Consider the following 25,603-nt stretch of genomic DNA (forward strand, 5'->3'; position numbering starts at 1 on the left):
ATCGCTTTTTGGGAGAGCGACGCATGAACGTGGTCTTGATTGCCATCCTTTGCGGGGTGGTCGCAGTCCTTTATGGCATTTTCACCAGCAGACAGGTTTTGAGCCAATCGCCCGGCAACGCGAGGATGCAGGAGATTGGCGCGGCGATCCAGGAGGGCGCGCAGGCCTATCTCGGACGTCAATATCGTACCATCGCCATTGTCGGCATCGTGATGCTGGTGCTGGTCTGGGCGCTTCTCGACAAGTTCGGCAACCCCGTCTCCGCCATCGGCTTCGTGCTCGGCGCGGTGCTTTCGGGCGTGGCGGGCTATATCGGCATGAACATCTCGGTGCGCGCCAACATGCGCACCGCACAGGCGGCGAGCACCTCGCTTCAGGCGGGCCTCACCCTCGCCTTTCGCGCGGGTGCGATCACCGGAATGCTTGTGGCGGGCCTCGGCCTGCTCGCGACCGCAGGCTATTTCTATTATCTCTATGCCATAGCGGGCCATGGCCTGAGCGATCCCGAGGACCGCAACATCGTCAACGGCCTCGTTGCCCTCGCCTTCGGCGCGTCGCTGATCTCGATCTTCGCGCGTCTGGGCGGCGGCATATTCACCAAGGCGGCGGATGTCGGCGCGGACCTGGTCGGCAAGGTCGAGGCAGGCATTCCCGAGGACGATCCGCGCAACCCTGCGGTAATCGCGGACAACGTGGGCGACAACGTCGGCGATTGCGCCGGCATGGCCGCCGACCTGTTCGAAACCTATGTCGTCACCATCGGCGTCACCATGGTCGCCATCGCGCTGCTGGTGGCGGGCGACGATGCCGCGCTGCTGCCGCTGGTCGGCCTGCCGCTCGGCCTGTGTGGCCTCTGCGTCATCACCTCGATCATCGGCACCTATTTCGTCCGGCTGGGATCGGGCGGATCGATCATGGGCGCGATGTACAAGGGCTTTGCGGTGACGGCGATCCTTTCGGCGATCCTGCTCTATTTCGTCACCGACGCCGTGGTCGGCATGAACACCGCCTATGCGATGAAGACCGCCGATGCCGCAGGCCCCGGAACCTTCACCGGTATGGACCTGTACCTCACCATGCTGGTCGGGCTGGCCGTGACCGGGCTCATCATCTGGATTACCGAATATTATACCGGCACCAACTATCGCCCGGTCCAGTCGATCGCCAAGGCATCGGAAACCGGGCACGGCACCAATGTCATCCAGGGACTGGCGATCAGCCTCGAGGCGACCGCGCTGCCGACGCTGCTGATCGTCGTCGCGGTCATCATCGCCTATCAGCTGGCAGGGATCGTCGGCATCGCCTTTGCCGCAACCGCGATGCTCGCACTGGCGGGCATGGTCGTGGCGCTCGATGCCTATGGCCCGGTAACCGACAATGCCGGTGGCATCGCCGAGATGGCAGGGCTGGACGACAGCGTGCGCGAGAAGACCGATGCGCTCGATGCGGTGGGCAACACCACCAAGGCGGTGACCAAGGGTTATGCCATCGGTTCGGCAGGCCTGGCCGCATTGGTATTGTTCGGCGCGTACACGACCGACCTCAAGGAATTCTTCCCTGACGTACCGGTCGATTTCTCGCTGTCCAACCCGTACGTCATCGTCGGGCTGCTGCTCGGCGCGCTGCTGCCCTATCTGTTTGGCGCGATGGGCATGACCGCAGTGGGCCGCGCGGCAGGATCGGTGGTCGAGGAAGTGCGCGAGCAGTTCCGCACCAATCCCGGCATCATGGCGGGTACGTCCAAGCCGAACTACGCCCGCACTGTCGACCTCGTCACCAAGGCCGCGATCAAGGAGATGATCATCCCCTCGCTGCTGCCGGTGCTGGCGCCGATCGTGGTCTATTTCGTCATCACTGCCGTGGCGGGCCAGGCCAACGGCTTTGCCGCGCTGGGCGCGCTGCTGCTCGGCGTGATCGTCTCCGGCCTGTTCGTCGCGCTGTCGATGACCAGCGGCGGCGGCGCCTGGGACAATGCCAAGAAATATATCGAGGACGGCCACCATGGCGGCAAGGGATCGGACGCGCACAAGGCGGCGGTGACCGGCGATACCGTGGGCGATCCGTACAAGGATACGGCGGGCCCGGCGGTCAATCCGATGATCAAGATCACCAACATCGTCGCACTTTTGTTGCTCGCGGCGCTTGCAGCGGGCTAACCTATGCGATAGCCTTTCGATCTGAACGACAACTGGCCCCGCTGGCTTCGCGCCTGGCGGGGCTTTTTCTTGGGCTGCCGCCCCGATGAAGCGGCGCGCTTAACGGGTTAACCATTTCACTTAAGCTGTTGTTTTGCATTCGCTGCCTATAGCATCTGCGGGGGGCCGCGATCGTCGCGGGCTGATGCAGGAATGCGAATACGGCATGGATCAGGGCCTTGTCATGGCTGGATCGCCCGGCGCCAAACAGGCGGCTCCGGCCTTGCGAGTCGCCCTGCTCGATCCTCTGAGGCTCGATCCTGCGTTCCTGTCCGCCTGGCACCGCCTCGCCGATCACGCGAGCGAACCCAATTTTTTTCATGCCCCGGACTATCTTGTTCCCGCGATCCAGCATTGCGATGCGCTCAAGCGCGCGCGGATCGCTGCGCTGACCGATAACGGCCAGCTCGTCGGACTGATGCCGATCGCGCGCGAACCTTATTACGGACGATGGCCGGTGCCGCACGGCCAGAACTGGCGGCATCCCAATTGCTTTCTCGGCACGCCGCTGGTGAAGCCGGGGCACGAACGCGGCTTCTGGCAGGCGCTGCTTTCGGATCTCGACGGTCGGATGGACGCCGGGCTGTTCCTCCATCTGCACGGCATTGCCACCGACGGCCCGGTCTTCGTGGCGCTCGAACAGCTCTGTCGCGATCAGCGCCGCGCATGCGACATTGTGCTCGCCGAAGAACGCGCGATGCTCGCCACCACCATGGCAGGGCAGGCCTATTACGAGGCGGTGGTGCGCAAGAAGAAGCGCAAGGAAATCGCACGTCTGCGCAACCGGCTCGCCGAACTCGGTACGGTCGAGACCGTTCAGGGTACAGGCGATGCCGGGCTCGATGCCTGGCTGGCCGAGTTTCTCGCGCTCGAACAGGCGGGCTGGAAGGGTCGCAACGGCTCGGCGCTCGCCGACCATCCCGAAACGCGTGCGCTGTTCCTCGATGCGACGCACCGCGCGCATGAAGCGGGCAAGCTGCACCTGATCGCAATGCGGCTCGACGGCAAGCCGCTGGCGATGCTGGTCAATTTCCTCAGCCCGCCGGGCGGCTTCTCGTTCAAGACCGCGTTCGATGAGGATTTTGCGCGCTATTCGCCCGGCGTGCTGTTGCAGATCGACAATCTCGACATATTGCGCGACCATGATCTCGCCTGGATGGACAGCTGCGCCGCCGAAGGCCATCCGATGATCGACAGTCTCTGGGCCGAACGTCGGCATGTCGCGCGTGTTTCGGTCGGCCTCAGGGGCTTTGGCCGCCCTGCTCTGTTTGCCGCCTTCCGCCAGGGCGAACGCTTCATGGACCGCCGCCGCGCGGCCAGCGCCCCGGCGCCTGCCCCTTCCTCTCCGATGGAGAATGACGATGACTGACCAGCCGCACCCCGCCGGTTTTTCCCGGACCACCACCGGGAGCGTATTCACCGACGATGCCAAGGCACGCTTCGCGCTGTGCTATCCGGAAACCGCGCATATCCTTAACCACGGGCTGTTGCAGCATCCGCTGATGGAGCTGGAATCGCTCGCGCAACTGGGCGAGGCGTTGCCGGAGAAATCGCTCGAGTATAATCGCGGCGACCTGCCCATCGGCATCCGCCCCGAAGACGTGCCCAAGACCGGCCTCAGCATCGGCGAGACGATCCGCGGCATCGACAGCGCCAACAGCTGGTGCGTGCTCAAGAATATCGAGCAGGTGCCCGCCTATCGCGACCTTCTGATGAGCCTGCTCGCCGAGCTGCGCGACGTCACCGACAAGACCACCGGAGCCATGCTGCGGCCCGAAGGCTTCATCTTCGTCTCTTCGCCCGGATCGATGACGCCCTATCATTTCGATCCCGAGCACAACATCCTGCTGCAGCTGCGCGGCACCAAGACGATGACGGTGTTCCCGGCAGGCGACCCGCGCTTTGCCGCGCCGGAAGCGCATGAGGCCTATCATTCGGGCGGCGGCCCGCGCAACCTGCCCTGGGACGATGGCTTTGCGCCGCACGGCACCGACTATCGGCTAGAACCCGGCCAGGCGATCTTCGTGCCGGTGATGGCACCGCATTATGTGCGCAATGGCGACAAGCCCTCGATCTCGCTGTCGATCACTTGGCGTTCGGAGTGGAGCTATGCCGAAACCGACGCGCATGCGATGAACAGCGTGCTGCGCAAATATGGCTTCCGCCCCTCGCCGCCGCGCCGCTATCCGGTCAACAATCTGGTGAAATCCTACGGCTATCGCGCGCTGCGCAAGCTGGGGCTCGACTGACGCCGCTTATCGGCCCACCAGCACCCGGATCGCGCCATCGCTCTGGGTGACAGTGGCGTGGATGCCATAAATCGCCTCGATCCAGTGCGGGGTCATCGTCTCGGCGACGCTACCGCTGGCGAGCGTGCGGCCTTCGCTCATCCAGACCAGCCGATCGGCAAACAGCGCGGCCAGATCGAGATCGTGCAGCACGACCAGCGCACCGCCGCCGCGATCGACAAAGCTGCGGATCAGCCGCATCACCTGATGCTGATGGCGCGGATCGAGCGAGGCGACGGGCTCGTCGGCGACCATCAGCGGGGCCTGCGAGGCGAGCGCGCGGGCGATATGCACCCGCGCCAGTTCACCGCCGGACAGCGTCTCGGTGGCGCGGTTGGCCAGCGCCAGAAGATCGCAGGCCGCGAGCGCATGCGCGACTGCAATGGTGTCCGCCTCGGCCAGCCTGGCAGGCGCCGCACCATAAGCGAAGCGGCCAAGCGCGACCACATCGCGCACCCGGATCGGCCAGGCGAGATCGCGCATCTGCGGGAGATAGGTCACAGCGCGGGCGCGTTCGGTCGGGGTCAGAACGCCAGGGTCTCGTCCCGCCAGCGTGGCCATGCCGCTATCGGCGCGCGCCAGGCCCAGCGCGACGCGCAACAGGCTGGTCTTGCCCGCGCCATTGGGGCCGAGCAGAATCACGAGTTCGCCGGGATTCAGCGCCAGCGAAGCCTGATTGAGCAAGCGCGCTCCTCTGATCGAAAGGCTCGCCTCGGTGACGTTCAGACCCGCCTCGCTCATCGTACCGCTCCCCGCCGGATCGCGATCATCACGAACACCGGCGCGCCGATCAAGGCGGCGACCACGCCGAGTTTCAGCTCGGTATCGCCGGGGATAATCCGCACCGTGATATCCGCGAGGATCAGGATCAGCCCGGAGAGCAGCGCGCTCGGCACCAGCACGCGCGCGGGATCGTGCCCGACCCAGGGGCGCACCAGATGCGGCGCGACAATGCCGACAAAGCCGATCGCGCCCGCCAGCGCCACTGCGCCGCCGGTCGCCAGCCCTGCGCCGAGCACGACCAGCATCCGCTGGCGCGCGACATCAAGCCCGACGCCGGCCGCCGCTTCCTCACCCAGCGCCAGTGCTGTCAGCCCGCGCCGCGCCGCTATCAGCAGCGCTGCACCGGCGGCAATGAAGGGGCTGGTGAGCGCGAGATCATCGAGGCTGCGATTGGCGACCGACCCCATCATCCAGGTGACCATGTCGGCGAGCGTGAAGGGATTGGGAGCAAGGTTCATCAGCAGCGACATGATCGCCCCCGAGAAGCTGGCAATGCCGACCCCGACCAGAATCAGCGTCACCACCGACCGGGTACGCGGCGCCGCCCAGGCGATGATCGCGGTCGCCGCCAGCGCGCCGGCAATCGCCGCCAGCGGCAGCGCGAACGGCATGAGGGCTGCAAGCCCGTAGAACAGCGCCACGGTCGCAAACAGCGCCGACATCGCGGAAACGCCGAGCACGCCGGGCTCTGCCAGCGGATTGCGGAGCAGGCCTTGCAGCGCCGCGCCGCTCAGCCCCAATGCGCCGCCTGCGACCAGCGCCGCGAGCGCCCGCGGCAGCCGTACCTGCCACACGACGAGCATGTCGCCCGGCTCGCCCATGCCCAGCAAAGCCGCCGCCATGCGCGCGGGCGGCAGCGGGACAGATCCAAGCAGACAGGCCGCGACCAGCGCGATCACGATCCCGACGACCAGTCCTGGGATCAGCCAGCGTGTGCGGGTCATAGCTGTGCGCCTCTGGCCCGCGCCATCGCCTCGGCGGCGTCGAGCACGAACCAGCCGCCGCACGCGGTCCATGCGCCTTCAAGCCCGATGATTGGATGTTCGCTCGCCGTGCGCATCAACGGATGCCGTGCCGCACTCCACTGATCGGGATTGTAGTCGCGCCGTCCGAACCAGGCGACCGCGACGCGATCAGGCTTTTCATAGGCCAGCCGCTCGAGCGGCAGCGGTTGCCAGCCGGGCTCGGTCTGGAAATTGCGGTATCCGGCGAGTTCGATGAGTTCATGGATCAGCGATCCGGGTCCGGTGGTGACCGCGCCGGGGGTGGCATAGAGCAGGGTTGGGCCGCCTTTTTTATTCATCCTCTCCGCGTTCCCGAGCGAAGTCGAGGGACCTGCGCGCAACCCTGGGCGATCACGTCCCTCGACTTCGCTCGGGACAAACGGATATGGGTGTCTAAGTGCAGCCACCCGCGCATCCATCTCGCGGGCGATCCGCTCGCCCCGCGCCCGCTCGCCCAGCTGTCCGGCGGTCTCGATCAGCACGCGCCGCACGCCCGCCAGATCCTCGGCATAGCCCAGCTGCAACACCGGCACCCCGGCGCGCGCGAAGAACGCACCCGCATCCGCGCCGCCGCCATAGCTGCGCACGACCAGATCGGGCTTGAGCACCAGCACGTCCTCGGCGCGCGGGGCAACCTTGGGCATGCCTTTTGCCGTCTCGCGCATGTACGAGAAATCGCGCGTCGCATCGGGCGAGAGCGCGAGAATGCGATCCCGTCCGAGAAGTTTCAGCACATATTGATCCGCGCAATAATCGAGGCTCACGACCCGCATCGCCCGAACCGGAGGTTCGAGTGGTGCGGGTGTCGCGGCCTTGCCCAGCGAGCAGGCGGTGAGGATGCTGCACATGGCGAGCAACAAAGCGCCCACCCCCAACCGTTTGTCCCGAGCGTGTCGAGGGACCTTGCACAACCGATGCGCGCACGTCCCTCGACTTCGCTCGGGACAAACGGAGAAAGGGGGGAGAACCCTTGACATCACATCTTCAACCTGACCCCCGCATAGCCCGCACGTCCGGGCACGCCATAATTGAACGCGGTCTGGTACGCCTCGTCAAACAGGTTTTCGACCCGGCCATAGACTTCCAGATTGTCCGAGATGCTCCAGCTAGCGCGCAGATCGACGCGGACATAGCTGTCGAGCCGCACGGTGTTGGCGACATCGTCGAACGTGTCGCCGACCATCAGGAAGGTCGCGCCCAGCGCCGGCCCCCAGGGGGATTTCCAGTCGACAAGCACCGAGGCGCTGTCCTTGGCGCGCCGCGCGAGCCGGTTTCCGAAATTGACCCGGCCCGAAAAGTCCGCTTCGCGCGAGCGGTTCTCGGTATCGACCAGGCTGTACTGTGCCTGCACGGTGAAATTGGGCACCGGCTGCATCCACAGGCCAAGCTCCACGCCTTGCGCCCGCGCCGCCGCAATATTCTCGAGGCTGAACGTCGCCGAAGAAAAGACGATAAGGTCCTCGGTATTGCGGCGGAACCAGGTCGCCTGCGCGCGGAGCTTGCCGTCGATCAGCGACTGTTCGATCCCCGCATCATAGCTGCGCGCTGTTTCGGGGCGCAGATCGGGATTGCCGAATGCGGCGAGTTGCTCGCTGAGCGCCGGGGCGCGGAAACCCTCGGCATAGGTCGCGCGGATCACGGTATCGCCGTCATTGGGCGTATAGGCGATATTGCCGCCCAGGCTGGTCTTGCTGCCGAACACCTGCTGGTCGTCGACGCGCACGCCGCCGGTGACGGTCAGCCCCTTGAGCGGTCGCACGATGGCCTGGCCGTAATAGCTGGTCATGTGCACGTCACTGACATCCGGCGCAGTGTTGAACGAGGGGAAGAAGGTGCTCGCCTCGCTCTGTTCGTGCTCCACGCCGAACACCAGGGTTAGCGCGTCGGCAACATCGGCAACGCCCTGATATTCGAATCGGTCGAGCGTGCCCTTGGCTCGTGCGGGGTTGAACGATCCGGGGGTGGGATCGGTGGTGATGCGCTTGATGTCGGTGCGGGTATAGGCAAAGCGATTGCGCCACCGGCCGTCGAATAGCGCGACATTGAGCCCCGCATAGCCCACGAACTGGCGGTTGTCGGTCACCGGCAGCGTATCGGCAGGCGGATTATCGAACTCGGTCTCGCCATCGGTATAGAAGCCGCGCAGGTCGAGGCTGATCGCATCGCTGAAGGCGACGCGCAGCTTGCCGTTGAGCGTCAGGTTCTCGAACCCGTCCTTTTCGGTCGCGCCGCGCCGCTCATCCCAGGCGGAAATGCCATCGGTGCGAAAGTAGCTGCCGCCCAGCGACCCCGAAACGATTCCGGTCTTGCCCGAGACGCTGGCGACAAGCTGGCCGGTGTCACGATAGCCATATTCGCCGCGCGCATTGGCCTGCAGCCCCTCGCTCGGTTCGATCGTGGTAATGTTGATGACGCCGCCGATCGCCTGGCTGCCCCAGATCACCGAATTGGGTCCACGCAGCACCTCAACCGATCCGATATTGCCGGTGAGGATCGAGCTGAAATCGAACGCCCCCGAGGGCGACGACGGATCGTTGATGCGGACGCCATCGACCAGCACCAGAGTTTGCGAGCTGTCGCCGCCGCGGATGAACACGCTGGTGGTGCCGCCGGGGCCGCCGTTGCGCGCAACGCTGATGCCGGGCAGCGTCTGCAGCACGTCGCTCAGCACCTGGGTCTGGCGACGGTCGAGCTCTTCCTTGTCGACCACGGTGATCGACTGGCCGGTCTCGCTCCGCTTCTGGACGATGCGACTGGCGGAGACGACGATATCGTCGTCCTGGTCGTCGGTGGCAGACTGCGCATGGAGCGGCGTGGCCACGGCCAGAGCAAGCGCGGACACGGTGAAACTGCGGATGAATTTGGACACGGTTTTCCCTCAGCCCCAGCCGCCGCCGAAGCGGAAGGGCAGATGAACGACATTAAGGCCCGCCGGGATCGCTCCCGGACGCGACTATGGCCTGTGGCATGTCGTTACGAAGGAAAAAACTTTCCCATCCGAACAGGCTGGACCCGGCCCCCGGATGAACGACGCGATGGCAGGTCTCCTGGCTCGTCGATCATCGCCTCGGGCCGTCTTCCCGGGATCGCTCCCAGTGACATAGTGGCCGTCGGCTCCCGACTGACAGTTGCGGGCACAGCGCCGGATTTGCACCGGCTTCCCTCTTCGCCCCCCGGCTAAGGGAGGAACCATCTGGATGCGCAATTGCTGGATTTGGGCAGGCTTGTCAATCCGGCCTTACAAAAGCCCCGGCCTGCCCTGCTGACAGGCCGGGCTTCAGGGGATCAGATCAGCTCGACCGCAACCGCCGTCGCCTCGCCGCCGCCGATGCAGAGCGATGCGAGACCGCGCTTGCCGCCATGTGTCTGCAGGGCGGAAACCAGCGTGGCGATGATTCGCGCACCGCTCGCGCCGATCGGGTGGCCAAGTGCGGTCGCGCCGCCATGCACGTTGATCTTGTCGTGCGGGATGCCGAGGTCGCGCATCGCGATCATCGACACGCAGGCGAACGCCTCGTTGACCTCGAACAGGTCGACATCGTCGACGCTCCAGCCCGCCTTTTCCAGCGCCTTGCGGCTGGCATCGACCGGCGCGGTGGTGAAGCGCGCCGGCGCGTGCGCGTGGGCGGCGTGCGACACGATCCGCGCGACGGGCTTGAGGCCCAGCCTGTCGGCCACGCTCTGGCGGGTCAGAACCAGCGCCGCTGCACCGTCGGAGATCGACGAGGCATTGGCAGCGGTGATCGTGCCGTCCTTGGCAAACGCCGGCTTCAGGCTCGGGATCTTCGACGCGTCGCCCTTGAGCGGCTGTTCGTCCTTGTCGATCGTCTCGGTGCCCTTGCGGCCGGTGATCTCGACGGGGACGATCTCGCGGTCGAAGCCGCCCGAGCTCTGCGCCTTCTGTGCGCGGGTCAGCGAGGCGATGGCATAATCGTCCTGGTCCTGGCGGGTGAACTGATATTCGCCTGCGGTTTCCTCGGCAAAGCTGCCCATCGCGCGGCCGGGTTCATACGCGTCCTCGAGTCCGTCAAGGAACATGTGATCCATCACCCGGTCATGGCCAATGCGCGCGCCGCCGCGATGCTTGGTGAGCAGATAGGGCGCATTGGTCATGCTCTCCATACCACCTGCCACCAGCAGATCGACCGAGCCCGAGGCCAGCGCCTCTGCCCCCATGATCGTCGCCTGCATGCCGCTGCCGCACATCTTGTTGACCGTGGTCGCCTCGACCGATTGCGGCAGGCCGGCCTTGAGCGCGGCCTGGCGCGCCGGGGCCTGGCCTAGCCCAGCCGGCAGCACGCAACCCATATAGATGCGCTCGATCGCATCGCCCGAAACCCCAGCCCGCTCGACCGCCGCCTTGACGGCAGTCGCGCCGAGATCGGTGGCGCTGGCGCCCGAGAGCGAACCCTGGAAGCTGCCCATCGGCGTGCGCGCATAGGAGACGATGACGACGGGATCGGCGGCGGAAAATGCGGTCATGGCATGAGTCCCTTTTCGAATGTGGTGAAAGCGCCTTCCCCTAGGGCCAGCGCGATTGCAAGAGGCTTGGAGTACAAAGCGCTTGGCCTGTCTCGGGGCGAGCCGCTATGCGCAAGGGCGCTGCCGATCCCCGGCATTGGGCCAATTTCGTTATGTATGCGCCGCTGCTCGACCATCCGGTGATCGCGCCCCTTGCAGCGGCAATCCTTGGCGCAATCTTCGGCAGCTTTATCGGCGCACTGGTGGTGCGCTGGTCCGCGGGGCGATCGATCCTGACCGGGCGGTCGCAATGCGATGCTTGCGGTGCGCAGCTCAAGCCATGGCAGCTCGTACCCGTCCTGTCCTATCTTTTGCTGCGCGGACAATGTGCAGCATGCGGCGCACGGATCGGCTGGCAAAGCCTGGCGATCGAGCTTGGTGCCGCGGCGATTGGTGCGGTGTCGCTGACGCTGCATCCCGGGGCGCAGGGCCTGGCCATCGCCGCGTTGGGCTGGCTGCTGCTGCCGCTCGCGCTGCTCGATCTGCGCCAGTACTGGCTGCCGCAGCCGCTCACCGCTGCGCTGGCGCTGGGCGGACTGGCGAGCGCAGCATGCGGCATCGCGCCCGACTGGAGCAGCCGCCTGATCGGCGCAGGCGCGGGTTTCGTCGGGCTTTGGCTGATCGCGCTGCTCTATCGGTTGACGCGCGGGCGCGAGGGGCTAGGCGGCGGTGATCCGCTGCTGCTCGGAGCAATCGGGCTGTGGCTCGGCTGGCAGGCGCTGCCACTCGTGCTGCTGATCGCCAGCGGCCTCGGGCTTGCCGTCGCGCTGGTGCTGCAGCGGCGCGGCCATGATCTCGACGCCGCCACCCGCTTCCCGCTCGGCACGCTGATGGCGCTTGCCGCCTGGCCGGTGGCGCTGCTCGGCCCTTAGACCGAACCGCGTCCGGCAATCAGCGCGTCGACCACGGAAGGGTCGGCAAGCGTGCTGGTATCGCCGAGCGAACCGAACTCGTTCTCCGCGATCTTGCGCAGGATGCGCCGCATGATCTTGCCGCTGCGCGTCTTGGGCAGCGCCGGCGTGAAATGCAGATGGTCGGGCGTGGCGATCGGGCCGATCTCCTTGCGCACCAGTGCCTTCAGCTCCCCGGCCAGCGCTTCGTCGGCCTCCTCGCCGACGTTCAGCGTGACATAGCAATAGATGCCCTGCCCCTTGATGTCGTGCGGAAAGCCGACCACAGCAGCTTCGGCAACGCGCGGGTGCAGCACCAGCGCGCTTTCGACCTCGGCCGTGCCCATGCGATGGCCCGAGACGTTGATGACATCGTCCACGCGGCCGGTGATGCGGTAATAACCGTCCTCATCGCGCTTGCAGCCATCGCCGGTGAAATATTTGCCCTTATAGGTGCTGAAATAGGTCTGCACGAAACGCTCGTGATCGCCATAGACGGTGCGCGCCTGGCCGGGCCAGGAGGCGGCGATGCACAGATTCCCTTCTGTCGCGCCGTCCAGGATATTGCCATCGGCATCGACCAGTTCGGGCCGGATGCCGAAGAACGGCAGGCCCGCGCTGCCCGGCCGCATGGCATGCGCGCAAGGCAGCGTCGTGATCATGATGCCGCCGGTCTCGGTCTGCCACCAGGTATCGATCACCGGGATGGCGTCCTTGCCCACGGTGCGCCGGTACCAGCGCCAGGCCTCGGGATTGATCGGCTCGCCCACCGACCCGATCAGCCGCAAGGCGCTCAGGTCGTGCTTCTCCACCGGCGCTTCGCCCTCGCGCATCAGCGCGCGGATCGCGGTGGGCGCGGTGTAGAAGATGTTGACGCCATGCCGCTCGCACATGTCCCAGAAACGGCTGTGATCGGGATGGTTGGGCACGCCTTCGAACAGCAGGCTGGTCGCGCGGTTGAGCAGCGGGCCATAGACCGAATAGCTGTGCCCGGTGACCCAGCCGATATCGGCGGTGCACCAATAGACCTCGCCGGGGCGGTAATCGAAGGCATAATGAAAGGTCGTCGCGACCCAGACGGCATAGCCGCCGGTGGTGTGGAGTACGCCCTTGGGCTTGCCGGTGGAGCCCGAGGTATAGAGGATGAACAACGGGTCCTCCGCCGCCATCGGTTCGCACGGGCAGGTCGCGGGCACGGTCGCCGATAATTCGTGATACCAGTGATCGCGCCCCTCAGTCATCGCGATTTCTGCCCCGGTATGACGCACGACCAGCACTGCATCCACGCTGATCCCGTGATCGGTGAGCGCGGCGTCGACATTGGCCTTGAGCGGCACCGTCTTGCCTCCGCGCATTCCCGCATCGGCAGTGACGATGAAGCGGCTCGCGCAATCCTCGATCCTCCCGGCAAGCGCCTCGGGCGAGAAACCGCCGAACACCACCGAATGGATCGCGCCGATGCGCGCGCAGGCGAGCATCGCGATCGCGCCTTCGAGCACCATCGGCATGTAGATGGTCACCCGGTCGCCCTTGACCACGCCGAGCGCCGTCAGGGAGCTGGCGAAACGCTGCACCTCGGCGAGCAGCGCATCATAGCTCAGCGAGCGGACATCGCCGGGGGTGTCGCCTTCCCAGATCAACGCGGTGTCGGCGCCATGCCCCGCCAGCACATGGCGGTCGACCGCGTTGTAGCACAGGTTCAGCTCGCCATCGTCATACCAGCGGATGCGGACCGGATCGAAGCTCGAGCGGTTGATATGCGTCGGTCTCGAACTCCAGTCGATGCGATCCGCCTGAAGCGCCCAGAATCCGTCAGGATCGCGCAGCGACGCTGCATAGAGTTCCGCATATTGCGTCGGCGTGCACCAGGTCTGTGCATCCTCGGGCGCCGGGATCAGGGCTTCGGCGGCGGTCTCTTGGCTCATCTTTCGGGTCCTCGCGCGATGACGGCCCTTGCAGCCGCTTCGCCCGTCTTTCTGCCCGACCGCATCTTCACGAGCAACCCGTCGCAAACTGTCATATCCTGGTCAAATAGCGATTGATATAACATTACACGAGTGCTAGCCGCCCCTCCGACTCCGCGGTTCCGGGTGCATGGCAAGGCCGATAGCGCTTGGGCAGCGGACACGGGATTGCCGGTCAACGGCAGCCTTTCTTCCTTTTTCAGAGTCCCCAGGGAGCATAACAGAACATGCGTCGCACGCTTCTCACCGTTACCTCGTCGCTTTCGCTCGCCACAGCGCTGCTTGCCCCGCTTCCCGCCCTGGCACAGCAGGCCGCTCAAGCCGAGGAAACCGCACAGGAAGACGATGACTTCCACAAGAGCGGCGGGATCATCGTCACCGCGCCGTTCGTCCGCGATCTCAGCATCCTGGCCGGCACGTCCGAGCTTTCGGGCGACACTCTGGCCCGCGAGGCGCGCGCGCAGATCGGCGACGCGCTGACCAAGCTGCCCGGCGTCTCGGCGACCAGCTTCTCGCCCGGTGCCTCGCGCCCGGTGCTGCGCGGCTTTCAGGGCGAGCGCATCCGCGTGCTTACCGACGGCATCGGCACGATCGACGTGTCGAACACCTCGCCCGACCATGGCGTAACGGTCGAGCCGATCATCCTTGATCGGGTCGAGGTGCTGCGCGGCCCTGCGGTGCTGCTGTTCGGCGGCCAGGCGGTCGGCGGCGCGGTCAACGCGATCGACAAGCGCATCCCGCGCGAGGTGCCCGAAGAGCCGTTCCATCTCGACGCACTCGCCACTTACGGATCGGCTGCGGACGAGCGCAGCATCGGCGCGAGCCTTGATGTTCCGCTGACCTCGAAGCTGGTGCTCCACCTTGATGGTAGCTACCGCAAGTCCGACGACCTGCGCGTGGGCGGCTTCGTGCTGTCGCCCGGTCTTCGCGCCGAGCAACTTGAAGAGGCTGCGGAAGAGCGCGCCGAGGGCAATCTGGAGGAGGCAGCTGAAGCCGAGGAACTGGCCGGCCTGCGCGGCCGCATCCCCAATACCGGCACCGAAACCTACAGTCTTGGCGCGGGCCTTGCCTATATCGGCGAAGGTGGCAGCTTCGGTATTTCGGGCAGTTATTACAACAACCTGTACGGCGTTCCCGAACGCCCCGGCGCCGGTCACCATCATGGTGAAGAGGAAGGTGCTGGCGGCGAGGGGGAAGAGGGCCCCGTCACCATCGGCCTTGACCAGTTCAAGGTCGATTTCCGCGGCCAGGTCGATCTGCCCGGCTTTTTCGAGGCACTGCGCCTGCGCGCGGCCTATGCCGATTTCAAGCAGACCGAGTTCGAGGGCGACGAGGTCGGCACCGTGTTCCGCAACAACGGCATCGAATCCCGGCTCGAGTTGGTCCAGCGCGAGCGCGGCGGCTGGCGCGGGGCAACCGGCGTGCAATATGTCCATCGCGATTTCAGCGCGATCGGCGCGGAAGCGTTCGTGCCGCCCAACACCACCGATCAGGTCGGCATCTTCACGCTGCAGGAAGTGCGGCTGGGCAAGATCGAACTCGAGGGCGCAGGCCGCTTCGACCGTGTCGTGGTCAAGTCGCAGGATGTCGGCGTCGAGCGGCGGTTCAACTCCTATTCGTTCGCGGCGGGTCTCGCCTATCTCCCGACCGACCAATTGAAGCTCGGCGTCAACCTCAACCGCGCCCAGCGCGCGCCGGCGGCCGAAGAGCTGTTCTCCAACGGACCGCATATCGCCACACAAGCCTTCGAGATCGGCAACCCGAATTTCACGACCGAAAAGAGCTGGGGCGGCGAAGCCTATATCCGCTATTCGACCCCGGACGTGAACCTCTCGCTCACCGGCTTCTACAACCGGTTCGATGACTTCATCATCGACGTGCCGACCGGCGAAGAAGAAGACGAGCTGCCCGTCTTCCAGTTCATCCAGAACGATGCGAAATATTATGGCCTGGAAGCCGAAGCCTCGGTGGTCTTCGCGCGCGCGGGCGGCTTCAAGTTCATCGCCGATGGCGTCGCCGACTATGTCCATGCCTCGCTCGACGGCCTGGGCCCGGTACCGCGCATCCCGCCGCTGCGCCTGCTCGGCGGGCTGGAAGCACAGAGCGACACGCTGAACGTGCGCGCCGAGGTCGAATGGTTCGACGATCAGGAACGCAATGCCAATTTCGAGACGCCGACCGAAGGGTTCACGCTGGTCAATGCCAGCGCCTCGTGGAAGCCGTTCGGCGCTTCGCGCGGCGTGACACTGATTGCATCGGCGAACAACATCTTCGACGTGGTCGGCCGCCGCGCTGCCAGCTTCACCAAGGACTTCGCGCCCTTGGGCGGCCGCGATTTCCGCGTCTCGGCGCGCTTCAGCTTCTAAACCAGGCGTCCGCGTACCAAAAGCCCTCCCCCTTGATGGGGGAGGGTTGGGTGGGGGTGATTTCTCCAAATCGTGCAAAGATGCGTAATCGAGCCAACTTGACCCGGCCGCACCATCACCCTCACTGCTGCGGCTAGGCTCCTGCGTCGCCAAGCCTCGCTGCCTCTCCCATCAAGGGAAAGGCGTTTTGCAAGCAGTCTCTCAAACCGTCGGCAGCACGTGGTCCCTGAACTGGTCGCGCAGCGCCGTTTTCAGCAGCTTTCCGGTCGCGCTGTGCGGCAGCGATTCGACGAACACGATGTCGTCGGGCAGCCACCATTTGGCGACATGCGCCGACAGGTGCGCCAGAATCGCGTCCTTGCTCGGGCTGGTGCCGGGCTTGGGCACCACCAGCAGCAGCGGGCGCTCGTCCCATTTGGGGTGCGGCAGACCGATCGCGGCGGCTTCGGCGACATCGGGCATGCCGACCGCCGCATTCTCCAGATCGACCGAGCTGATCCATTCGCCGCCCGACTTGATCACGTCCTTGGCGCGGTCGGTAATCTGCATCACGCCATCGGGATGGATGACCGAAACGTCGCCGGTGTCGAACCAGCCGTCCTCGGTGAGTGCGTCGGCTTCCGCCTTGAAATAGCGCTTGATGATCCACGGCCCCTTGATCTGGAGCCGGCCGCTCGACTTGCCGTCGCGCGGCAGCACGTTGCCCTCGTCATCGACCACGCGAAGTTCGACGCCGAACGGCACGCGGCCCTGCTTCGTGACCAGATCGAGCTGCGCCTCGAAATCGAGATCGTCCCAATCGGGCGACGGCGCGCCCATCGTGCCGATCGGCGAGGTTTCGGTCATACCCCAGGCATGGTTCATCCGCGCGCCCATCTTCATGATCCGCTCGCACATCGCCCGCGGCGCCGCCGACCCGCCGATGGTGACCACCTGCAGATATTCGGGCTTCTGCCCCGTGGTGTCGATATGCTGGAACATCGCCAGCCACACGGTGGGCACACCTGCGGAATGCGTGACCTTTTCGGTGTTCATCAGGTCGCACAGCACGGCAGGATCGTTGACGGCGGAAAAGACGAACTTGATCCCCGCTGCCGCGCCGGCAAAGGGCAGGCCCCAGGCGGCCGCATGGAACATCGGCACGACGGGCAGCGCCACCGATTGCGGCGACAGGCTGAACACCGCCGGCTGCATCTCGGCCAGGGCATGGATCACGGTTGAGCGGTGCTCGTACAGCACGCCCTTGGGATTGCCCGTGGTGCCCGAGGTATAGCAGAGCATGCACGGATCGCGCTCCGACCCTTCGTGCCAGCGATAGCCTTCGTCGCCGGTGTCGAGCAGCGCCTCGAAGCCTTGCACGTCCGATCCGGCGGGCGGATCGAAACAGACATAATGCTCGATCGTCGTCCAGCGGCTCTTCATCTTGTCGATGATCGGCTGGAATGCTGCGTCATAGCACAGCACCTTATCCTCGGCATGGTTGGCGATATATTCGAGCTGCTCCTCGAACAGGCGCGGGTTGATGGTGTGGATCACCCCGCCCATGCCGATCGCGCCATACCAGGCGACGAGATGGCGGCTGTGATTCATCGCGAGCGTCGCGACGCGGTCGCCGGGCTGCAGGCCCAGCTTCACCAGCGCGCTCGCCAGCCGACGCGCGTCGCGGGCAATCCCTGCCCAATGGGTCCGGGTCTGGCTGCCGTCCGCCCAACGGGTGACGATTTCACGCGTGCTGCTTTCGCGCTCGGCATGGTCGAGCAGCCGCATCACGCGCAATTCATAATCCTGCATTCCGCCAACGATCATCATTCTCTCCCAGATCTTGAGGCTCTCGCAGGGAGCCGGATTGACCTGGATGAGAAAGCCCGAAGCGGCGATCAAGTCAACTGACGAGGCGCAATTCCGGGCGTCCGGCGGCAAGCTGTTCGATATCGCGGACGTTCAGCCCCTCAACCAGGCGCAATGCCTCCTGCGTTTCGGCATCGAGCCGGAAGCGGTTGCCCAGGCACACCGGCATCACCCGTCCCTCGCCCATGATCAGCCGCGCATGCAGTTCGTCCTGCCCGCTTCCGGCTGGCCCGAGCAATTCGGCGAGCCGCGACAGCGCATCGGGATGATGGACATCAATATGCGCACGATGCCGCAGCACGACCTTGATCTGGTCGAGCGGCCGCGCCCGGCGGATGGTCGCGCGCGGGGCCTGTTCCTCGCTCGACCGATCGAATTCGAGCTCTATCAGCAGACAGGCCGATTGCGCCGCCCATTCGGGCATCGAAGCGACGATCTCGTCGTCGAACGAGCTTGCCGAGAACTGGCCGCTCTCGTCGGACAGGTCGACCATCACGAAGGTGCTGCCGCGCTTGGACTGCCGCCGGTTGCAGCCTTCGACCAAAGCGGCGACCTTGGCGGTCTTGCGCTCGCCGACGCGCACCTCGAGCGTGTCGACCAGCAGCTGATAGGGCCGCGCGCCCTGTGCCTTGGCGGTCGCGGCAAATTCGGTCACCGGATGCGCGGAGAAGAAGAAGCCGAACGCCTCGCGCTCATAGGTCATCTTCTCGCCCATCGCCCAGGGCTTGGCGGGCGCCAGACGCAGCGACTGGCCCGGCTGCTGGACATCGCCGAACAGCCCGCCCTGCCCGCTGGTCCGCTGGCGCTGCGCCTCGGCGGCAACTGCCATGACCGTATCGGCCGAGGCATGCACGACCGAACGCTCGAGTCCCAGCCCGTCGAACGCGCCCGCTGCGGCAAGGCTTTCGATCTGGCGCTTGTTGACGGCCCCCGCGTCGATCCGGTCGGCGAGATCGCCCAGCGACTTGAACGGCCCGCCCGCTAGGCGCGTCGCGACCACGCCCTCCATCGCCTTTTCGCCGACATTCTTGAGCCCCGCGAGCGCATAACGCACCGCGAGGCCGTCTGCCGTCTGCTCGACCGAGAACTCGGCCTCGCTCGCGTTGATGCACGGCGGCAGGCAGGCGATCCCCAGACGGCGCATATCGTCGACGAAAATCGCAAGCTTGTCGCTCTGGTGCATGTCGAAGCACATCGAGGCAGCGAAGAACTCGTGCGGGTGGTGCGCCTTGAGCCAGGCCGTCTGGTACGCGAGCAGCGCATAAGCCGCCGCGTGCGACTTGTTGAAGCCATAGCCTGCGAACTTGTCGATCAAATCGAACAGCTCATTGGCCTTTTTGGCATCGATATCGTTCTTCGCGGCACCCTCGACGAAGCGGCCGCGCTGCTTGTCCATCTCCGCCTGGATCTTCTTGCCCATCGCGCGGCGCAGCAGGTCTGCGTCACCCAGCGAATAGCCCGCGAGAACCTGCGCGGCCTGCATCACCTGTTCCTGATAGACGATGATGCCATAGGTCTCCTTCAGGATATCCTCGAGCAGCGGGTGCGGATAGGTGATCGGTTCGCGGCCGTTCTTGCGCGCGCCGAAGCTCGGGATATTGTCCATCGGGCCCGGACGGTAGAGCGAGACGAGCGCGATAATGTCGCCGAACGCGGTCGGCTTCACCTGCGCGAGCGTGCGGCGCATGCCTTCCGATTCGAGCTGGAAAACGCCGACCGTATCGCCGCGCTTCAACAGCTCGTAGGTCTTGGCATCGTCCCAGGGCAGCCGCGACAGATCGACCTCGACGCCGCGTTTCGCCAGCATCTCGACCGCCTTGTGCAGAACCGACAGCGTCTTGAGGCCGAGAAAGTCGAACTTCACCAGCCCTGCGGTCTCGACATATTTCATGTCGAACTGCGTCACCGGCATGTCCGATCGCGGATCGCGGTAGAGCGGCACCAGCTGCGCCAGCGGACGGTCGCCGATGACGACGCCGGCAGCGTGCGTCGAGCTGTGACGCGGCAGGCCTTCGAGCTGCATGGCGAGGTCGAACAGCGTCTTGACCTCGGCGTCATCGCGATACTGGTTGCGCAGTTCATCCACCCCGGCCAGCGCGCGGTCGAGCTTCCACGGGTCGGTCGGGTGGTTGGGGACGAGCTTGCACAGGCCATCGATGCGGCCATAGCCCATTTGCAGCACGCGGCCCGTATCGCGCAGCACCGCGCGCGCCTTCAGCTTTCCGAAGGTGATGATCTGCGCGACATGATCGCGGCCATATTTCGCCTGGACATAGCGGATCACCTCGCCGCGCCGCGTTTCACAGAAGTCGATATCGAAGTCGGGCATCGACACGCGCTCGGGGTTGAGGAAGCGCTCGAACAGCAGGCCCAATTTGATCGGATCGAGATCGGTAATCGTCAGCGCCCAAGCCACCGCCGAGCCCGCACCCGATCCACGCCCCGGCCCCACCGGGATATTGTGATCCTTGGCCCATTTGATGAAATCGGCAACGATCAGGAAATAGCCGGGAAAGCCCATGCCGACGATCACGTCGACCTCGAATGCGAGACGGTCGAAATAGGCCTTGCGCTCTTCCTCGGTCAGGTCGGGATAGGCCTCGAGCCGCTTTTCCAGCCCGGCAAACGCATCGGCGCGCAGCTGCGCCGCTTCGCCTTCCAGATCGCCCGCCAGGCTGGGCAGGATCGGCTTGCGCTTGGGCGGCGCATAGGCACAGCGCTGCGCGACGACGAGCGTGTTGACCAAAGCCTCGGGCAGGTCGCTGAACAGCTCGCGCATCATCGGGGCGGACTTGATCCACGCCTCGGGCGAGCTGCGGTCGCGGTTCGCCGCGCCCACATATTCGCCGCGCGCGATGCACAGCATCGCATCATGTGCCGCATGAAAGCCGGGATCGGCATAGCAGGCCGGGTTCGTCGCGACGATCGGAAGGTCGCGCGCATAGGCGAGGTCGAGCAGCGCGTTTTCCGCCAGCGTCTCGATCTCCTCGCCGCGGCGGCAGAATTCGACATAAAGGCGGTCGCCGAACAGGCTCTGGAGTTGGTCGCAATAGCGCTCCGCCTCTTCCTGCTGACCTGCGGCCAGCAGCTTGACCAAAGCCCCCTCGCCCGCCGCAGTCAGCGCGATCACGCCCTCGGTGCGGCCCTCCAGCCGGTCGAACGGCACATGCGCGGGCAGTTCGAGCGGGCGGTCGAGATGCGCGTGCGACACGAGATCGCAGAGGTTGTCATAGCCCTTCTCGTTCTGCGCATAGAGCGCCAGCCAGTCGAGCGTGGGCGAGGCGGGGTTGCTGCCCGGCCGCGCGACGCACAGCAGCGTGCCGACGATCGGCTGGATACCGGTATCGAAACAGCCATCGGCAAAGGCCATGCCCGCATAGAGCCCGTTGCGGTCGGCCAGCGCGATCGCCGGAAAGCCGCGCGCGTGCGCGGTCTTGGCGATCGCCTTGGGCTCGATCGCTCCTTCGAGCATCGTATAGGCGCTGAACACGCGCAGCGGGACGAAGGGTTCATAGGCCATGGGAAAACGCTACCGTTTGCCCCGCGATTCGAAAACCGGGGCGCTTACTCGCCAGTGGATAAGTCTTTCGCGGCGATCTTGCGCCGCACGTCGCGCACCGTCGACCAGATGCCGTAGAGGATCAGCACCGCGAGGAAGATCCACACCCAGACCGGAATGTTGCGTCCGGCAATGGCGAGATAGACATAGGCGGAGACGAAACAAGCGCCCGCGCACATCACCGGCAGCACCGTCGGCTTGCCCGCACGCGCGTTGCGTACCAACCAGGCGATGCTGGCGAGGAACAGGGGGATCGCACCGATATAGATGGTCGCGAAGATCACCGGATTGACGCCATATTGCGCGCCCAGTCCGTTGGCCCAGGTGCTGATGGCGTCGATCATGGGTGCGGTGTCCTTGCTGTCAGGTCATTGTTCCACGTCACCCCCGCGCAGGGGGGGGTCCCGCTTCTACTCAAGAATATGAGAAAGCGGGATTCCCGCCTTCGCGGGAATGACGGGGCTATAGCAAAATTTTCGACCTGCGCACGTGCAGCGTTACAGCAGCTTCTCGATATCCGCCTTCAATTGCTCGGGCTTCACCATCGAACCGTAGCGCGCGACGACATTGCCCTTGCGATCGATCAGGAACTTGGTGAAATTCCACTTGATCGCGCGGCTGCCCATCAGCCCGGCCTGCTGGCTCTTGAGATACTTCCACAGCGGATCGGCTTCCTCGCCATTGACCGCGATCTTGGCAGAAAGCGGGAAGGTCACGTCATAGGTGAGCGAGCAGAAGTTCTTGATCTCTTCGGCATCGCCCGGCTCCTGCGCGCCGAACTGGTTGCACGGAAAGCCCAGCACCTCGAACCCGCGATCCTTGTATTCGCGATGCAGCGCCTCGAGCCCTTCATATTGCGGCGTGAACCCGCATTTGGAGGCCGTGTTGACGATCAGCAGAACCTGGCCCTGATAATCGGAAAGCGGCTTGGAGCTGCCATCGGGCAGCGGCATCGTGTAATCGAAAACGGTCATGCGATCCTTCCATCGTGCAGGCGGACAACCCGGTCCATGCGCGTGGCCAGTCGTTCGTTATGGGTGGCCACCAATGCCGCGCTGCCCTCTTCCCTTACAAGATGCAGGAACTCGTCGAACACTCTGTCGGCGGTCGCCTCGTCCAGATTTCCGGTCGGTTCGTCGGCAAGCACGACCCTGGGCCGGTTCGCCAGCGCGCGCGCGACTGCGACGCGCTGCTGCTCACCGCCCGAAAGCTGGCTGGGGCGATGGTCGAGCCGCTGGCCGAGCCCGAGACGGGAAAGCAGTTCCGCTGCCCGGTCCGATGCCTCGTCGCGGGTGCGCCCCATGATCAACTGCGGCAGCACGACATTCTCGCGCGCGGTGAAATCGGGCAGCAGATGGTGGAACTGATAGACGAAACCCAGCGCCGTCTTGCGCAGCCGGGTGCGCCCGTTGCTGTTCAGTTGCGCCGCCTCTTCGCCAGCGATGCGGATCGACCCGGTAAAGCCACCCTCCAGCAGGCCCACCGCCTGCAGCATCGTCGACTTGCCCGATCCCGAAGGACCAAGCAGCCCGACGATCTCGCCCGGTTCGACCGCCAGATTGACGCCCTTGAGCACGTCGATGGTGACGCCGCCCTGCGCAAAGCTGCGGCGGACATCGGTGAGCAGGATGACGGCATCACTCATAGCGCAGCACCTGCACGGGATCGGTCGAGGACGCCTTGAAGGCGGGATAGAGCGTCGCCAGGAAGCTGAAGAGCAAGGCCATCAGCGCAATCCCCCCCACTTCGACCGGGTCGGTGCGGCTGGGAAGCTCTGTGAGGAAGCGGATCGAAGGGTCCCAGAGCTGCTGGCCGGTCACGAACTGGACCGCAAGCACGATGCTCTGCCGGAAATAGAGGAAGACAAAGCCCAGCCCCAGCCCGGCGACCGTGCCGAGCGATCCGATGATCAGCCCCACCGTGATGAAGATCTTGAGCAGCGAGTTGCGGCTGGCCCCCATCGTGCGCAGGATCGCGATGTCGCGGGTCTTGGCGCGCACCAGCATGATCAGCGACGAGAGGATGTTGAACACCGCGACCAGAATGATGATCGACAGCACGATGAACATCGCGACGCGCTCCACCGCCAGCGCCTCAAACAGCGAGGCGTTGATCGTGCGCCAGTCGTTGACCACCGCCTGGCCGCGCAGCTTCTGCTCCAGCGGCGCGAGAATCTCGCGCACCTTGTCGGCATCGCGCGTCGTCACCTCGATCATGCCGACCTGATCGCCGAGCAGCAGCAGGAGCTGCGCGTCCCTGATCGGCATGATGACGAACGCCTTGTCATAATCATAGACGCCGATCTCGACGATGGCAGCGACCTCGTACAATATCTCGCGCGGAACGGTGCCGAACGGGGTCGCGCGCCCTGCCGGATTGATGATGGTGATCTTGTCGCCGATCCTCACACCCAGATTCTGCGCCAGCCGCGATCCCAGCGCGACCTTCGACGCGCCTGCCTTGAGCTCGGCGACCGAGCCCAGCACGGTCTTGTCCTTGAGCGCGGCGATATCGGGTGCATCGGTGCCGCGCACCAGCACCGCTTCCACGCGCCCGTCGAAATTGATCAGCAGCGGCTGCTCGATCAGCGGCGATGCGGCGACGACACCGTCCATCTTGCGCGTTTCCTTGAGGATATCCTGCCAGTCGTTCAGCCGACCGCCATAGCCCTGCACCACCGCGTGTCCGTTGAGTCCGACGATCTTGTCGAGCAGTTCGGCGCGAAAGCCGTTCATCACGCTCATCACGATGATCAGCGCGGCGACGCCCAGCGCCACCGCGACCAGGCTGATGCCTGCGACCAGGAAGATGAACGCCTCACCGCGTCCGGGCAGCAGATAGCGCTTGGCGATCGTCCATTCGAATGTGGACAGCATGGAGGGGGAAGGATCCTTTCGGAACTGGCGCCATCCGGGGGATCAGCGGCGCTGCTCGGCTTTTTCCATTAACCAGCGCATGCAAGGCTGACAATGGCTGATCCCTGAACGAAGGCGTGTTGCACATAAAACACAGAAAGGATCAAAAATGACGGCATGCCGCGAATTTCCCTAGCGCCTGAGGTCGCATTACGGAATCATGACAACGCGGATCAAGCGGCTACGGCCATGGGTTCGGGGATAGTTTCCGTCGTTTTGGGGAAAGCGGCGGTTACCGAGGGTTCAGGATTTGCGAGCGATGCTTACGAGCATCAGCGCGCGATATGAACCTGATAAAGAGCGTCCGGGTCTTGGGGGCCGGACGCTCTTTTTTCGTCTGCGCAAGACAGGCGCTCCTCCGGTCCGCCCGTGTGCGGCTCACATCAAAAATCCATCTTGAAACGCGATTTCGAACGCTTAAATTTGCGATGTGAGCCACGCCAATCGGGTGGGTCACATGTCCGAGGCGCCGCAGAAGTGGGTCTCAAACACTTGAAATCGCTTGAAAAGGATTTTGACGATGAACCGTTTTGATTTCACCCCCTATCGCCGCACCACCGTTGGCTTTGACCGGCTGTTCGACTTGCTGGAAAACCAGGCCCGGGCTGCACAGGGCGATAACTACCCCCCGTTCAACATCGAGCGCAGCAGCGATGACGCCTATCGCGTCACCATCGCGGTTGCCGGTTTCAAGCCGAACGAGCTCGACATTACCGCGCAGCAGAATCTGCTGGTCGTGTCTGGCCGCAAGGCTGCCGAGAGCGAATCGCGCGGCAACTTCCTGCACATGGGCATCGCCAACCGCAACTTCGAGCGCCGCTTCGAGCTGGCCGATTTCGTGCGGGTGAGCGACGCTTCGCTGGAGGATGGCCTGCTGACCATCGATCTGGTGCGCGAAGTGCCCGAAGCGATGAAGCCCAAGAAGATCGCGATCAACGGCACCCCCAAGCTGCAGGTCGTCGAGGCTTCGACCAAGGATGAAGGCGACAGCCAGGCGGCCTGACGCCAGGCTCCAAAGGGTAGAATGCAACGGGGTGGGTCGGCAACGGCCCACCCTTTTTGTTGCAGATTATCGTTCTGAGGCCCTCCCCCTTGATGGGGGAGGGTTGGTTGGGGGTGATGGTACCGGATGATGATTCTGCCTGTGTCACGCACCAGCGCACCCGGCCGCACCCACGCCCTCACCGCTGCGACTAGGGTCAGGACCTATTAACCGCTTGCGCGCGGCGTGAACGGTTGATTCAATATGGCAGGAGGTAGCTGCCATGGC

The 25,603-nt window shown here is 64.9% G+C and carries 18 protein-coding genes and 1 riboswitch; of the genes, 6 read left to right on the forward strand and 12 right to left on the reverse strand.

The window, feature by feature from the left end:
* Positions 1-23 precede the first annotated feature (23 nt).
* From OPU69_RS10185 to OPU69_RS10195, 3 genes are all read left to right on the forward strand, one after another.
* A complete protein-coding gene (locus OPU69_RS10185) occupies positions 24-2,156 on the forward strand; it encodes a sodium-translocating pyrophosphatase (protein ID WP_498510777.1) in 2,133 nt (710 codons plus the stop codon).
* Positions 2,157-2,340: 184 nt separating this feature from the next.
* Positions 2,341-3,564: a GNAT family N-acetyltransferase gene (locus tag OPU69_RS10190; protein WP_498510779.1), complete on the forward strand. Its 1,224-nt coding sequence runs from the start codon at positions 2,341-2,343 to the stop codon at positions 3,562-3,564.
* Positions 3,557-4,444 (forward strand): cupin-like domain-containing protein, encoded by an 888-nt coding sequence (locus OPU69_RS10195; protein WP_060980303.1) that lies wholly within the window; start codon positions 3,557-3,559, stop codon positions 4,442-4,444. The genes OPU69_RS10190 and OPU69_RS10195 overlap by 8 nt, the downstream gene beginning before the upstream one ends.
* A 6-nt stretch (positions 4,445-4,450) precedes the next feature.
* On the opposite strand, the gene OPU69_RS10200 is transcribed toward OPU69_RS10195, so the two are convergent.
* The 5 genes from OPU69_RS10200 to OPU69_RS10220 form a co-directional block, all read right to left on the reverse strand.
* The gene (locus tag OPU69_RS10200) at positions 4,451-5,224 is read right to left on the reverse strand and encodes an ABC transporter ATP-binding protein (protein WP_498510781.1); all 774 of its coding nucleotides are present in this window, start codon (positions 5,222-5,224) and stop codon (positions 4,451-4,453) included.
* The gene (locus tag OPU69_RS10205; RefSeq protein ID WP_498510783.1) at positions 5,221-6,210 is read right to left on the reverse strand and encodes a FecCD family ABC transporter permease; all 990 of its coding nucleotides are present in this window, start codon (positions 6,208-6,210) and stop codon (positions 5,221-5,223) included. Before OPU69_RS10205 ends, OPU69_RS10200 begins: the two co-directional genes overlap by 4 nt.
* Positions 6,207-7,118, reverse strand: a complete 912-nt coding sequence (locus tag OPU69_RS10210; RefSeq protein ID WP_498510785.1) for an ABC transporter substrate-binding protein — start codon at positions 7,116-7,118, stop codon at positions 6,207-6,209. The genes OPU69_RS10205 and OPU69_RS10210 overlap by 4 nt, the downstream gene beginning before the upstream one ends.
* Before the next feature lie 128 nt (positions 7,119-7,246).
* On the reverse strand, positions 7,247-9,139 hold the full coding sequence (locus tag OPU69_RS10215) for a TonB-dependent receptor plug domain-containing protein (RefSeq protein WP_498510787.1): 1,893 nt from the start codon (positions 9,137-9,139) through the stop codon (positions 7,247-7,249).
* A 151-nt stretch (positions 9,140-9,290) separates the two neighbouring features.
* Positions 9,291-9,479: riboswitch (cobalamin riboswitch) on the reverse strand.
* A 76-nt stretch (positions 9,480-9,555) separates the two neighbouring features.
* Positions 9,556-10,752, reverse strand: a complete 1,197-nt coding sequence (locus OPU69_RS10220) for a thiolase family protein (protein WP_060980295.1) — start codon at positions 10,750-10,752, stop codon at positions 9,556-9,558.
* Positions 10,753-10,859: 107 nt separating this feature from the next.
* Here OPU69_RS10220 and OPU69_RS10225 point away from each other — a divergent pair, with 107 nt between their 5' ends.
* A complete protein-coding gene (locus tag OPU69_RS10225; RefSeq protein ID WP_208598133.1) occupies positions 10,860-11,663 on the forward strand; it encodes a prepilin peptidase in 804 nt (267 codons plus the stop codon).
* On the opposite strand, the gene acs is transcribed toward OPU69_RS10225, so the two are convergent.
* Positions 11,660-13,606, reverse strand: coding sequence for an acetate--CoA ligase (gene acs / locus OPU69_RS10230; RefSeq protein ID WP_060980296.1), 1,947 nt, complete (start codon positions 13,604-13,606; stop codon positions 11,660-11,662). The genes OPU69_RS10225 and acs overlap by 4 nt on opposite strands.
* Before the next feature lie 266 nt (positions 13,607-13,872).
* On the opposite strand from acs, the gene OPU69_RS10235 reads away from it, so the two are divergent.
* Positions 13,873-16,011, forward strand: coding sequence for a TonB-dependent receptor (locus OPU69_RS10235; protein WP_498510790.1), 2,139 nt, complete (start codon positions 13,873-13,875; stop codon positions 16,009-16,011).
* A gap of 201 nt (positions 16,012-16,212) precedes the next feature.
* On the opposite strand, the gene OPU69_RS10240 is transcribed toward OPU69_RS10235, so the two are convergent.
* The 6 genes from OPU69_RS10240 to OPU69_RS10265 form a co-directional block, all read right to left on the reverse strand.
* Positions 16,213-17,820: a long-chain fatty acid--CoA ligase gene (locus tag OPU69_RS10240; RefSeq protein WP_498510808.1), complete on the reverse strand. Its 1,608-nt coding sequence runs from the start codon at positions 17,818-17,820 to the stop codon at positions 16,213-16,215.
* Between the two features lie 73 nt (positions 17,821-17,893).
* Positions 17,894-21,379, reverse strand: coding sequence for a DNA polymerase III subunit alpha (dnaE, locus tag OPU69_RS10245; protein WP_498510792.1), 3,486 nt, complete (start codon positions 21,377-21,379; stop codon positions 17,894-17,896).
* A 44-nt stretch (positions 21,380-21,423) separates the two neighbouring features.
* Positions 21,424-21,762, reverse strand: a complete 339-nt coding sequence (locus OPU69_RS10250) for a hypothetical protein (protein WP_060980299.1) — start codon at positions 21,760-21,762, stop codon at positions 21,424-21,426.
* A 153-nt stretch (positions 21,763-21,915) separates the two neighbouring features.
* Positions 21,916-22,392, reverse strand: a complete 477-nt coding sequence (locus OPU69_RS10255) for a glutathione peroxidase (RefSeq protein ID WP_066114749.1) — start codon at positions 22,390-22,392, stop codon at positions 21,916-21,918.
* Positions 22,389-23,063 (reverse strand): ABC transporter ATP-binding protein, encoded by a 675-nt coding sequence (locus tag OPU69_RS10260; protein ID WP_060980301.1) that lies wholly within the window; start codon positions 23,061-23,063, stop codon positions 22,389-22,391. Before OPU69_RS10260 ends, OPU69_RS10255 begins: the two co-directional genes overlap by 4 nt.
* On the reverse strand, positions 23,056-24,294 hold the full coding sequence (locus OPU69_RS10265) for a lipoprotein-releasing ABC transporter permease subunit (protein ID WP_498510795.1): 1,239 nt from the start codon (positions 24,292-24,294) through the stop codon (positions 23,056-23,058). The genes OPU69_RS10260 and OPU69_RS10265 overlap by 8 nt, the downstream gene beginning before the upstream one ends.
* Before the next feature lie 559 nt (positions 24,295-24,853).
* On the opposite strand from OPU69_RS10265, the gene OPU69_RS10270 reads away from it, so the two are divergent.
* On the forward strand, positions 24,854-25,336 hold the full coding sequence (locus OPU69_RS10270) for an Hsp20 family protein (RefSeq protein ID WP_066044440.1): 483 nt from the start codon (positions 24,854-24,856) through the stop codon (positions 25,334-25,336).
* Positions 25,337-25,603: the final 267 nt, after the last annotated feature.

The organism is Blastomonas sp. 34TW (assembly GCF_059803595.1).